This is a genomic window from Actinoplanes rectilineatus (genome assembly GCF_000962825.1).
Lineage (GTDB): Bacteria > Actinomycetota > Actinomycetes > Mycobacteriales > Micromonosporaceae > Actinoplanes > Actinoplanes rectilineatus.
Genome location: NZ_JZKF01000107.1, coordinates 14,866 through 27,070 on the forward strand (window position 1 = coordinate 14,866; position 12,205 = coordinate 27,070).

General features: G+C 71.7%; 9 protein-coding genes. 6 read left to right on the forward strand and 3 right to left on the reverse strand.

Translation table 11 applies throughout. The features are described 5' to 3' along the window. Positions 1-88: 88 nt before the first annotated feature. Positions 89-973: a sulfotransferase domain-containing protein gene (locus WH85_RS41230; RefSeq protein WP_045747616.1), complete on the forward strand. Its 885-nt coding sequence runs from the start codon at positions 89-91 to the stop codon at positions 971-973. Positions 974-1,033: 60 nt separating this feature from the next. Beyond that, positions 1,034-1,657 carry a TetR/AcrR family transcriptional regulator gene (locus WH85_RS41235; RefSeq protein WP_045747617.1) on the forward strand — a complete coding sequence of 208 codons (624 nt, stop codon included), beginning with the start codon at positions 1,034-1,036 and terminating at the stop codon, positions 1,655-1,657. Here the strand turns inward: WH85_RS41235 and WH85_RS41240 are convergent. Next, complete coding sequence (locus tag WH85_RS41240) at positions 1,603-2,532, reverse strand: CPBP family intramembrane glutamic endopeptidase (protein ID WP_045747618.1); 930 nt, start codon at positions 2,530-2,532, stop codon at positions 1,603-1,605. The genes WH85_RS41235 and WH85_RS41240 overlap by 55 nt on opposite strands. A gap of 134 nt (positions 2,533-2,666) precedes the next feature. Here WH85_RS41240 and WH85_RS41245 point away from each other — a divergent pair, with 134 nt between their 5' ends. Together WH85_RS41245 and WH85_RS41250 are read left to right on the forward strand one after the other, a co-directional pair. Continuing rightward, positions 2,667-4,091, forward strand: a complete 1,425-nt coding sequence (locus tag WH85_RS41245; RefSeq protein WP_211275606.1) for an FAD-binding oxidoreductase — start codon at positions 2,667-2,669, stop codon at positions 4,089-4,091. Positions 4,092-4,182: 91 nt separating this feature from the next. Then, positions 4,183-6,834: a M48 family metalloprotease gene (locus WH85_RS41250; protein ID WP_045747619.1), complete on the forward strand. Its 2,652-nt coding sequence runs from the start codon at positions 4,183-4,185 to the stop codon at positions 6,832-6,834. Here the strand turns inward: WH85_RS41250 and WH85_RS41255 are convergent. Further along, entirely contained in the window at positions 6,803-7,963 is a 1,161-nt protein-coding gene (locus tag WH85_RS41255) for a PucR family transcriptional regulator (protein ID WP_045747620.1), read from the reverse strand. The two genes, WH85_RS41250 and WH85_RS41255, sit on opposite strands and share 32 nt — an antisense overlap. Before the next feature lie 128 nt (positions 7,964-8,091). Here WH85_RS41255 and WH85_RS41260 point away from each other — a divergent pair, with 128 nt between their 5' ends. Both WH85_RS41260 and WH85_RS41265 read left to right on the forward strand, forming a co-directional pair. Then, positions 8,092-10,314: an aminotransferase class III-fold pyridoxal phosphate-dependent enzyme gene (locus tag WH85_RS41260; protein WP_045747621.1), complete on the forward strand. Its 2,223-nt coding sequence runs from the start codon at positions 8,092-8,094 to the stop codon at positions 10,312-10,314. After that, positions 10,315-11,916 (forward strand): xylulokinase, encoded by a 1,602-nt coding sequence (locus tag WH85_RS41265; RefSeq protein WP_045747622.1) that lies wholly within the window; start codon positions 10,315-10,317, stop codon positions 11,914-11,916. Here the strand turns inward: WH85_RS41265 and WH85_RS41270 are convergent. Continuing rightward, a partial coding sequence (locus tag WH85_RS41270; RefSeq protein WP_045747623.1) for a GTP-binding protein occupies positions 11,888-12,205 on the reverse strand: 318 nt, incomplete at its 5' end. The two genes, WH85_RS41265 and WH85_RS41270, sit on opposite strands and share 29 nt — an antisense overlap.

Here is a 12,205-nt window from a genome sequence, read left to right on the forward strand (position 1 = left end):
CCGTATTCATTGACAGTCTTGTAACATCCGTCAACAGATCCGTTGCGAGATGCCCCGACCGCCCACCCCCAGAGGACGAGTCCGGACGATGCTCAAACGCTCAGTCATGTATGCCAAACAGCACGCCCCGGAATCCCTGCGGGTCCTGGCCCGCCGGGCGATGCTCGAGTCGCACAACGCCCGCCTGCGGCTGTTCACGCCGGTGGAGTCCCCCTGCGAGTTCACGAACATCTACCACTGCGCGGTCCGCAAGACCGCCAGTCAATGGATGAAGGCGCTGTTCAGCGACCCGATCGTCTACCGGCGGTCCGGCCTGCTCACCTATGACCCGCGTTTCTACGGCCACGACTGGAACGAGCCGTGGGTCTGTCCACCACGACGTATCGCGCTGTCGCTGTTCATCTCCCGCAAACGGTTCGAGAAGCTGCCGAAGCCGGCCGGGCATCGCGCGTTCTTCGTCTTCCGCGACCCCCGCGACATGGTCGTCTCCAGCTACTTCTCCACCCGCGACTCGCACGCGCCGATGGGCGACGTCCTCGAGGTACGCCGGGAACTGCGTGCCCGTTCGGAGAAGGACGGCCTGCTCCACCTGATCGACGACCTGGCGGCGAAGGGCCGGTTCCGGTCCCTGCGGTCCTGGGTGGCCGGGCCGGACACCGGCACGATCCGCCTGTTCCGGTACGAGGACCTGACCGGTGACGAGCAGGCCGCGTCGGTCGACCGGCTGATGCGGCACTGCGGGATCACCCTGCCGCCGGACGAGATGGCCACCCTGCTCGACCGGTACTCGTTCCGCCGGATGGACGAACGGAAACGGACCGGCGGGGTGTCGCACTACCGCAAGGGCGAGGCCGGTGACTGGCGGCGCCACTTCGACGACGACATCGCCGAGGCCTTCGACCGGGCCACCGGCAACCTGGTCGGGCTGCTCGGGTACCCGTCCTACGATCAGGCCATGGCCGACCGGACCTGAGACCGGCGCGGCATCCCGCTGGCACTACAGTCGGTCCCAGGGCGACCAGGGAGGGCCGACGTGACCGAAAGGGATGCCGCGCGGACACAGTCCGAGATCCTCGAGGTCGCCACCGGCGAGTTCGCCGACAAGGGGTACGCGGGCGCCCGCGTCGACGAGATCGCGGCGAAGACCCGCACCACCAAGCGGATGATCTACTACTACTTCGGCAGCAAGGAGAAGCTGTACATCTCCGTGCTGGAGCGGGCCTACACCGGGATCCGGGAGCGGGAGCGCCAGGTCGACGTCGAGCACCTGGACCCGGCCGACGCGATCCGCCGGGTGGCCGCGCTGACCTTCGACCACCACGAGTCGCACCCCGACTTCATCCGCCTGGTCAGCATCGAGAACATCCACCACGCCCGGCACATCACCCGGTCCGCGATCCTGGCCGGCCTGGCGAACCCGGCGCTGGAGACGCTGACCCGGATCCTGGAACGCGGGCACGCCACCGGACGGTTCCGCGGCGGCGTCGACCCGATCGACGTCCACATGCTGATCAGTTCGTTCTGCTTCTTCCGGATCGCGAACCGGCACACCTTCCACGCGATCTTCCAGCGGGACATGCTCGATCCGGAGCGCCGCGAGCACTACCGCGCCATGATCGGCGACATCGTGCTGGAGTACGTGACCTCGGGCGCCTGAGCCGTCTCCGTGCCGGTCCGGCGCCGGTGCATCCAGAGGATCACCGCGGCGTACGCGAGAAGCACCGGCACGTCCACCGCCACCATCTGCCACAGCATGTCGGCCGCCGTCTCGTCCAGGCCGAGCTGACCGAACGCCGCGGCCAGGCCGGCGCTGACCAGGTTGTTCATCACGTGCAGGGCGATCGCCGCCTCGAGTCCACCGGTCCGCACGGTCAGGTATCCGGCGACCACGCCGAACACCACCAGGTCGGCGAAGCCCCACGGGGTGCCCCAGCCGTGCAGCGCCGCGAAGACCAGCGCCTGCACCGCGATCGGCAGCCACGGCGACCGGAACCAGACGCCCAGGGCCTGCACCAGCCAGCCGCGGCAGACGTACTCCTCGGCGGCCGCCTGCACCGGCACCACCAGCAGCAGCACGCCCATCGCGGTCAGGAACGGCATCCAGCCGGCCAGCGCATCGTCCATGCCGATGTCCTCGCCGGTCGTCCCGGCCAGGGTCAGGCCCCCGGCCATGAACAGTACGATCGCCGCCAGTGCCACCGGCAGGCAGGCCAGCAGCCACCGCCACCGGAGCCGCCCGGTCACCGAGGAGAGCGTCCCGGCCGGGCGCCGCTGGATCCAGCGGGCGGCCAGCAGGGTGAGCGGCAGCATGATCGCCACGCTCAGGAACCCGAACGCCAGGTCCGGCAGTTCCCCGAAGGTCGGCATGCCGTCCGCGTCCTCGGGACGGCCGGCGATGAGGGCGGCGAGGGCGATGGCCAGTACCGCCCCCACGACCAGCACCGCGGTGGAGGCGGCGATGAACAGCGTGCCCAGCACGGGACGCCACCAGCGGTGGGCCTCGGTACGGGCGAGGCGGTGATAGTTCGACATGCCGGCAAGTCTCGCGGCCCGAGGCCCTCCGGCGGATCCCGCCACAGCCGGATCCCGGACCCTACCCAGCGATATAGGAGGACGGTTTCCCGGAACGGCACACCCACCCTGAGCAGGGCCTCATCATGATTCACGTGGATCGACGTTCTCTCCTGGCCATCGGCGCGGGCGCCGTGGCCGGCCCGCTCATCGCGGCGACTTCGCACGCCGCCGGCCCGCACTGCCGTCTCCTTCGCCCGGGCGATCCGGGGTACGCCGCCGAGGTCGCGCCGTTCGATCTGGCGCAGATTCCGGCGCCCGGTCTGGTCGTCGCGGCCGAGACCGCCACCGACGTCCGGTACGCGGTGCGGCTGGCGTCCCGGCGCGGCGCCCCGATCGCGGTGCTGGCCACCGGGCATCAGCCGTCGGTCCCGATCGGACCGGACGCGATCCTGGTGTCGACCCGGGCCCTGCGCGGGGTGACCGTGGACGCCCGGCGGCGAGTGGCCCGGGTCGAGGCCGGTGTCCGCTGGCAGGAGGTGGTGGACCGGGCCGCGGCGTACGGGCTGGCCCCGCTCAGCGGCTCCTCCGGCACGGTCGGTGTGGTCGGCTACACGCTTGGTGGCGGCCTCAGCCCCACCCTCGGGCGCCGGTTCGGGTACGCCGCCGACCACGTGCGCGCGATCGACGTGGTCACCGCCGACGGGTGCCTCACCACGGTCACCCCGGACGCCGACCCCGGGCTGTTCTTCGGGCTGCGCGGCGGCAAGAGCAACTTCGGCCTGGTCACCGCGATCGAGTTCGCCCTGTTCCCGGTGACCGGGTTCTACGGCGGGGCGCTGTACTACGACGGGGCGCATGCCAGGACGGTGCTTCACGCGTACCGGAAATGGATCCGGACCGTGCCCGACGCGATGTCCTCGTCGGTCGCCCTGCAGAATCTGCCGGATGCCGGGAACGTTCCCGCGCCCCTGCGCGGGAGGCCGACGGTGGCGGTGCGCATCGCCTGGACCGGCTCCCCCGCCGAGGGCGTCGCGCTGGTCCGCCCGCTGCGCGCGATCGCCCCGCCGGTGCTCGACGCCGTGAGTGATCAGCCGTACACCGCGTTCGGCGCCATCCACGCCGACCCGGTCACGCCGGTGCCCGCGGTCGAGCGGACCGCGCTGCTCGGTGAGCTGACCGCCGATACGGTGGACGCCCTGCTCGCCACGGCCGGGCCCGGAACCGGGTCGCCGATCGCGGTCACCGAGATCCGGCACCTGGGCGGCGCGCTCGCGTGCCCGCCGCGGCACCCGAACGCGGTCGCGCAGCGGGACGCGGCGTTCACCCTGTTCATGGTCGGGATGGCCGGTCCGGATCAGGCGGCGGCGGTCCGGTCGGCCGAGGCCGCGGTGATCGACCGGCTGCGCCCGTGGTGCACCGGCGGCCTGTTCCCGAACTTCCTGAGCATCGCCGACACCGACCCGGACGTGGTGCGCCGGGCCTACCCGCCGGAGGTCTACCGCCGGCTGCGCCTGCTGAAGCGGCGCGTCGACCCGGGCAACCTGTTCCGCCTGAACCACAACATCCCGCCCGCCTAGGGCCTGGGTAAGAACTGTGACATCCATTGTCGAGGGTTACGCCTACCATCACCGACATGAATGGGCGCGTCACGACGGGTAAGGCAAGCCGGTGGCCGTGGAGGTGAGCCGGGAGCAGAAGGACGACATCCGCAGGCTGGTGCTCGGGCTGCCGTCGGACGCCGGCATCCGGTTCGCGGTGCTGGTGCTGCTCACCTTGGCCAGCTCGGTCGAGCTCCTGATCATGACGGTCGGCGGGGTGACCGGGGCCGACCGGGTGTTCTACTCCTGCGCCACCGGGTCCGGGCTGTTCGCCGTGACCGTGGACGCCGCGGCCTACCCGGCGTTCGACGACTGTTTCGCGGACACGGCGACGCGCCTGGTACTGGCCGTGACCGCGGTGCTGGCTCTGCTGCTTGCCGTCACGATCGCGTTCTGGGTCGCGTACCCCGACATGGTGGAACGCCGCCGCGGCCTGACGCCGGTCTCCCGGTCCGGCCACCCGGAGCTGCACGCCTACCTGATGGATCTCTGCCGGACGGCCGGTCTGCGCCGGGCGCCGCTCTTCATGATCGACCCGACGACCACGCAGCCGGCCGGGCAGGCCTACGGGCGCAGCAAGCGGACCCGGATCAGCCTGGGTGCCGGGCTGATCGCGCTCTGGGACACCGATCGTCCCCGGTTCCGCTCGGTGGTGCTGCACGAGCTCGCGCACGTGCGCAACGGGGACGTCTCGCTCGCCTGTCTCACCGTGGTCCTGTGGCGGGTCTTCCTGGTGCTGGTGCTGCTGCCCACGCTGCTGGTCACCGTGTTCGCCGGGGTGTGGACCGCGCCGGACGGCCAGCGGGCCGCGGCGGTCACCGCCGGGTTCGGTGACATCGCCTGGTGGCGGGTCGTGCTCCTGCTGGTGCTGATGCTGCTGGTCCGCAACGCGGCGCTGCGCGCCCGGGAGTTCGCCGCCGACGCCCGCGCGGCGCTCGTGGACGACCACGCGGCCGTCTCGCTGCGGCAGGCCGCTCTCGCCCCGCGCCGGATCCGGTGGCGGCCCGGCCCGGCGCTGACGCTCCCGTCACCGTGGGCGCGGCTGCACGCGCTCGCCGACCCGGTCAGCCTGCTCACCCCGTCGGTGGGCGCGGTCGTCGCGGCCGGGCTGGCCACCGGCCTGGCGGTGAAGAGTCTCGAGGTGCCGCTCTTCCTGCTCGGTTTCTCCGGCACCCCGGTGCTGGTCACCGGCCTGCTGCTGGTGTTCGCCGCGACGATGGGCGGGTTCGTGGCGGTGCTCGGCTGGCGGCTGGCCGGTTATGCGCGGCTGCGGGACCGGTCCGGTTCCCGGCTGGTGCTGATCGGCCTGGCCGCCGGCGTGGGCCTGCCGCTCGCGGCGTGGCTGGAGTTCCTGACGCCGCGGCTGCCGGCCACCGGCACGGTCGGCGTGGTGGTGCAGGCGACCGTGATGGTGCTGGTCGCGTTCGCGGTGCTGTGGGCGTACGCGGACGCCGACCGCTGGCTGCGGTCCGGGCGCGACGGCCGTCTCCGGGTTCCGATCATCGGCACCGGCCTGCTGTCCGCGCTGCTGCTCGCCGGCTGGGCCGGCTGGTGGCCGGACCCGACGTGGCGCGACGACCTGCCCGACCTGATCGCGGTGGTCCGCGTGGTCGGCGCGCAGGTCGACGGGCTGGGCTGGGGCTGGGCCGGCCTGCTGCCGCACCTGCTGGTGCAGGTCCCGTCCGCGGTGATCGCCATCGACCTGCCGGCGCAGGTCGCGGCGGTGCTGATCTGGCTGGCCCCGCTGCTGCTCTCCGGCGGCGGGCGGTTCCGGTCCTGGCCGGTCGGCATGATCACCCGGGCCACCCGGACCGGTCTCACCGCGGGCCTGGTCCTGCTGGCGCTGGACCTGCTGCTGCGCAGTGCAGCGGTCCTGATGGCGCCCGCCGGAGAACCGGAGCGGACGACGTTCGCCCTGGTCCTGGCGTCGTGGCAGGTGCTGCTGACCGGTCTGGTGCAGGCCGGTGCGGCGTTCCGGGTGCGGCGCCGGGGCGGTCCGGGGACGGCGCTGCCCGCCCTGTACGCGGCCTACCTGACCGGCGCGTTCGGCCTGCTGATGCTGGTCGTCAACGACGTGGCGGCGAACTGCCTGCCGTGGTTGCAGGGCTGCGGGCAGTGGCCGGGCGGGGAGGTGTTCAGTCGTACCCTGCTGACGGTGGGCGTCACCGGCACCGCCTCGAGCGGCATCGCCCTGCTGGTGGCGCACCTGCTGGGCGCCCCGCGACCGGTCACGCCGGTGCGGGCCGTGTCGTCCGCCGAGCCGGCCCGGGACCTCACCGGCACCTGGTCACGGGTGGCCGCGGTGCCTGTCGTGCTCGCCTTCATCGCGCTGATCTCGGTGCCGTTCGCCGACCACGCGGTGTCCGGACGCCCGATCGCCGCCGGGTTCACCGGCCCGATGGTCCGGACCTGGCTGCAGGAGGGCGGCCGGGACGCGATGAGCACGCTCGACGACGCGGCCACCACGCTCGACGAGGCTCAGGCCCGCCACGACGCGGCCGGGATCACCGAGGGGTGCCGGCGTCTGGGCGAGGCCCGCGCGACGGCCGCCCGGCTGCCCGCGCCGCCGGTGCCGCAGGCCGCCGCCGAGTGGACCGGGGCCGGTGAGCAGTTCGACACGGTGCTGGACCGGTGTACGTCCGGCGCGGACCCCGGCGACAGTCTGCTCCGCGGCCGGTTGTCCCTGCAGCTCACGAAGGGGCTGCTGGGCGGGGGCGGCTGAACGCGAGCACCAGCAGCAGTTCGAACCGGGCGGCCGGGTCGTCCAGATCGTCGCCGAACGCGTCGCGCAACCGGTTCAGGCGGTAGCTGACGGTCTGCGGGTGCACGAACAGCTCGGCCGCCACCGCCGTCCGCGATCCCCAGTTCCGCAGCCAGCTCTCCAGCGTGACCAGCAGCGGCTCCCGCTGGCCGGGCCGCAATCCCGCCAGCGGGGCCAGCCGCCGCGCGGAGAGCACCGCCATCGCACCCGGCTCGCCGCGCAGGGCCAGGGCAGCGAAGTGGTCGTCGACGAAGACCGGCGCCGCTCCGGTGCCGACCAGTTCGGCGGCGCGTTCGGCGAGCCGGACCGCCTCCGGCACCTCGACCCAGCCCAGGGCCGGGCCGACCACCGCGTCCCGGCCGGTCAGCGCCTCGGTCAGGGCGGCGCGTTCGGCCCGCGGGCCGGAGCGCAGCAGCAGGACCGCGTCACCGGCCCGTTCGGCGACGACGCCGTCGGCGCCGAACCGGAACCGGGCGTCGCGGGCCTGGTCCGGCGGGAGCAGCACCGGCACGACGGTGTCCAGGCCGGGCCAGCCGATGCCGGCCGCCGCCTCGCGGGCCACGTCCGGTGGGGCGCCGCCGCGCAGCAGCAGGTCGGCGACCTGCCGGCGGCGGCGTTCGCCCTCACCGGCCTGTTCCCGCAGTTGCCTCGCCAGGCCGTCGGTGCAGGCCGCGGCGAGTTCGTCGACGAAGGCGCTCGTCGCGTCGGACAGGTCGATCAGCTCGTCGACGGTCACCGGGCGCAGTTCGGCGAGGGCGTGCGAAGCGGTCCGCAGCAGCAGCCGGGCCGCGGTGCGCAGCGAGCCCAGCAGTGTCTCCGGGCCGCGGTTGTCGCGGGCCTCGGCCGCGCCGAGCGCCACGAACACCTCGCGGATCGGGGGCGGCAGCGCGGGCTCGGCGGTGCCGGCCAGGTCGACGAAGCGTTCCAGGGCGACCCGCACGGCGGTCCGGACGTCCCGCTCGTACTTCGCACCGGCGGCCTCGGGGGCGGTCTCGCCGACGGCGTCGGCGATGGCCCGCACGGCGGCCGGCAGCCGGGGCCGCATCGCGTCCGCCAGGTCGGGGGTGAGGCGCTGCCAGGGAGGAGTCATCGCAGGCGATTTTGTCACCCGGTGATAAAGGTACGGTCGCTTCTTGCTGGCTCGAATACGGTGCTTTGCCGCCGACCGCGGACGACGATGAGGCTGGTCACCCGCTGTAGAAGGATCGGACTGCGCCTGTGAAACACCGTTTGTCACGTCAGCACGTCGTCGACATGTGCCGGACGATGCTCGAACGCGGCTATCTCAAGGCCACCGAGGGCAACGTCTCGGTCCGGATCCCCGGCCACAAGCTGTACGCGGTCACGCCCAGCAACTACGACTACGACAAGATGCGCGCCGAGGACATCTGCGTCGTCGACTTCGACGGCAAGCACGTGCCCGACCCGGACGGCGCCGGCGGTCTGGTCCCGTCGATCGAGTGCGGGATGCACGCCAACGTCTATCGCGAGCGTCCCGACGTCAACGCGATCGTGCACACCCATCAGCCGTACGCGTCGGCGCTGGCGTTCCTGCGCAAGCCGATCCCGGCGCTCACCGACGAGCAGGTGCGCTTCCTCGGCAAGCAGGTCGCAATCATCGACTACGCGCCGTCGGGCACCGGCTTCCTCGCGAAGAACGTGCAGAAGAAGGTGGCGAGCGGCGACAACGCGTTCATCATCGCCAACCACGGTGTGGTGGCGCTGGGCACCGACCCGGACCGGGCGGTGTTCAACATGGCGCTGCTGGAGAAGGTGTCGATCGCCTACCTGATGGCGCTCTCCACCGAGGCCGGCAAGGTCTACACGATTCCGGACACGATCCGGGAGATCGCCTTCGGCAAGCTGAAGAAGGACGAGAAGCGGATCGCCGCGCAGATCACCAACGCGGTGGAGCCGATCCGGGTGCCGGACGACGAGGATCCACCGACGATTCCGGAGATCTCCGATAGCGCCCCGGACGCCGGCGCGGCCGACCTCGGCTACATGATCGATGAGTACCTCGACGTCGACGACACCATGCGACGTCTCAAGGCCCTGGTCGACCAGCCGCTGCGAGGGCTGCGCCACGACGCGCTCAACGACGTCCTCGCGTACTTCGACACCAAGTGCACGGCCAGCAAGGAGATCACCGAGCGGGCCAAGAAGCGGATCCCCGGCGGTGTCCAGCACAACCTGGCGTTCAACTACCCGTTCCCGCTGGCGATCGACAAGGCCGAGGGCGCGTACCTGACCGACCGGGACGGCAACGTCTACATCGACTTCCTGCAGGCCGGCGGCCCGACCATCCTGGGCAGCAACTACGGTCCGGTCAACGAGCGGGTCGCCGAGGTGATCAAGGAGAGCGGCCCGGTCACCGGTCTCTTCCACGAGTACGAGCTGAAGCTCGCCGAGATCATCAACCGGTACATGCCGCACATCGAGATGTACCGGTCGCTCGGGTCGGGCACCGAGGCCGTGATGGCGGCGGTCCGGGCCGCCCGCGCCCACACCGGCAAGAAGATGGTCATCAAGGTCGGCGGCGCGTACCACGGCTGGTCGGACACCATGGTCTACGGCCTGCGCGTGCCGGGCAGCTACCGGATGAACGCCAAGGGCATCCCGTTCGGCGCGACCGGCCGCACCCGGGAGGCGTTCCCGCACGACCTGGGCGCCCTCAAGCGCAAGCTGATCGAGAACCGGGCCCGGGGCGGCACGGCCGCGATCGTGGTCGAACCGCTCGGCCCGGAATCCGGCACCCGGCCGGTCCCGTACGACTTCAACGCCGGCGTCCGCAAGCTGTGCGACGAGTTCGGGGCGCTGCTCGTCTTCGACGAGGTGGTCACCGGGTTCCGCACCGGGCTGGGCGGCGCCGCCGGATACTTCGGCGTCACCCCGGACCTGACGGTGTTCGGCAAGGCGGTCTCCGGCGGGTACCCGATGGCCGGTGGCGTCGGCGGCAAGGCCGCGGTGATGAGCGTCTTCGGTTCCGGACTGGACGGTAAGAGCGGCGCGCACATCCAGGTCGGCGGCACCCTGTCGGCGAACCCGCTGTCCTGCGCGGCCGGGTACTTCGCGATCCAGGAGATGGCCCGCACCAACGCCCCGGTGATCGCCGGCCGGGCCGGTGACCGGCTCACCCGCGGCCTGCAGAAGCTGATCGACAAGTACGGTCTGCCGTACGTCGCGTACAACCAGGGGTCGATCGTGCACCTCGAGTCCAGCGGCGTCATGCTGCTGGACATGCGCAACCCGATCAAGCTGCTCAAGGAGAACAAGGGCCGCAAGAAGCTGATGGAGCAGATGGGCGCCGCGTACGCCGCCCACGGCATCATCACCCTCGCGGGGTCGCGGATGTACACCTCGATGGCGGACACCGACGAGGTCATCGACGACGCCCTGGCCCGGTTCGACCAGGTCTTCGCGCTGGTGGAGGGAGTCTAGGTGGCGGTACCGCCGCAGGTGCTGGCGATCGACCTCGGAACCTCGGGGATGAAGGCGGCCCTGGTGGCCGCCGACGGGACGGTGACCGGGTGGGCCGAGCGCCCGGTCCCGCTGCACGTGCTGCCCGGCGGCGGCGCCGAGCAGGACCCGGTCGCCTGGTGGGACGCGCTCGCCGAGGTCGTCGCGGACCTCGGGAGGGCGTACCCCGAGCACCTGCGCGCGGTGACCACGATCTGTTCCTCGACCCAGGGCGAGGGCACGATCGCGGTGGACGCGGCCGGTGAGCCGCTGACCCGGTGCATCAGCTGGCTCGACATGCGCGGTGCGGACCATCTGCGGCGCCAGTTCGGCGGCTTTCCGGCGTACTCCGGCATGTCGGTCTTGAAGATCGCCCGCTGGCTGCGGCTGACCGGTGGCATGCCGTCGGTCACCGGCAAGGACCCGGCGGCGCACATGCTGCTGGTCCGGGACACCATGCCGGAGATCTACGACCGGACCGCGACGTTCCTGAACGTCCTCGACTGGATCAACCTGAAGCTCACCGGCCGCACGGTGGCGACCGTCGACTCGATCCTCACCTCGTGGGTCACCGACAACCGGGATGCCGCGAACATCCGGTACGCCCCCGAGCTGGTCGCCGCCAGCGGGATCGACCGGGACAAGTTCCCGCCGATCGTGAAGTGCACCGAGGTGATCGGCAGCCTCGCCCCCCAGGCCGCCGATCACCTCGGACTACCCGCGTCGGTGCGGGTGGTGGCGGGTGCGATCGACAACACCGCGGCCGCGATCGGCGCCGGTACGGTCCGCGACAACGAGCCGCACCTCTACCTGGGCACCTCGTCGTGGATCGCGGCGCACGTCCCGCGGAAGAAGACCGACATCACGACCGGGATCGCGTCCATCCCCTGCGCGATCCCGGACCGCTATCTGATGACGGCGTTGCAGGCGACCGCCGGCGCGAACCTCACCTGGCTCCGCGACAAGATCGTGGAGTTCGACGATCCCCTGGTCTCGGCCGGGCACGTCAGCAGGGACGAGGGCACCATCTTCGACGCCTTCGACAAGATCATCCCGTCGGTGCCGGCCGGTGCGGACGGCGTGCTCTACATGCCGTGGCTGTACGGCGAGCGGGTGCCGGTCGACGACCCGAACCTGCGGGCCGGCTTCCTCAACATCTCCCTGAACACCACCCGCTCGCACCTGCTGCGGGCGGTGTTCGAGGGCGTCGCGCTGAACACCAGGTGGATGGCCAAGTCGGTCGACAAATTCCTCGGCACGCCGGCCTCGTCCCTGGTGATCACCGGCGGCGCGGCGCGGTCGAACTCCTGGTGCCAGATCTTCGCGGACGTACTCGGTGTGGAGATCCGCCGCGATGCGGACCCGGTGACGGTGAACGCCCGCGGTGCGGGGTGGATCGGCGCGGTCGGCGCCGGGCTGATCGACTTCCCGGAGATCTCCGACCTGGCGCGCAACGACCACGTGTACACGCCGGGGCCGGACCGGGCACGCTACGACGAGATCTACACGACCTACACCAGCCTGCACAAACAGCTGGCCCCGATCTACCGCAGACTCAACCGGCCCGCTGGAGACGCCGGCTGAGGATCTGCTCGGTGAGCGCCACCAGCACCCCCTTGACCGACTCCCGGCGCCGGGCGTCACACTCCAGCAGGGGCAGCTCGCCGGGCACGCCGATCGCCTCGCGGACCTCCGCCGGGTCGAACCGGCGTGCGCCGTCGAAGGCGTTCACCCCGATGACGAACGGGATCCCGTGCTCCTCGAAGTAGTCGACGGCCGGGAAGCAGTCCTCGATGCGGCGGGTGTCGACCAGGACGATCGCGCCGAGGGCGCCGTCGACGAGGTCGTCCCAGAGGAACGCGAAGCGGTCCTG

Coding starts and splice junctions, on each gene's coding strand:
- WH85_RS41230 (WP_045747616.1), top strand. CDS start 89: ATGCTCAAACGCTCAGTCATGTATGCCAAACAGCACGCCCCGGAATCC.
- WH85_RS41240 (WP_045747618.1), bottom strand. CDS start 2,532: ATGTCGAACTATCACCGCCTCGCCCGTACCGAGGCCCACCGCTGGTGG.
- WH85_RS41255 (WP_045747620.1), bottom strand. CDS start 7,963: ATGACTCCTCCCTGGCAGCGCCTCACCCCCGACCTGGCGGACGCGATG.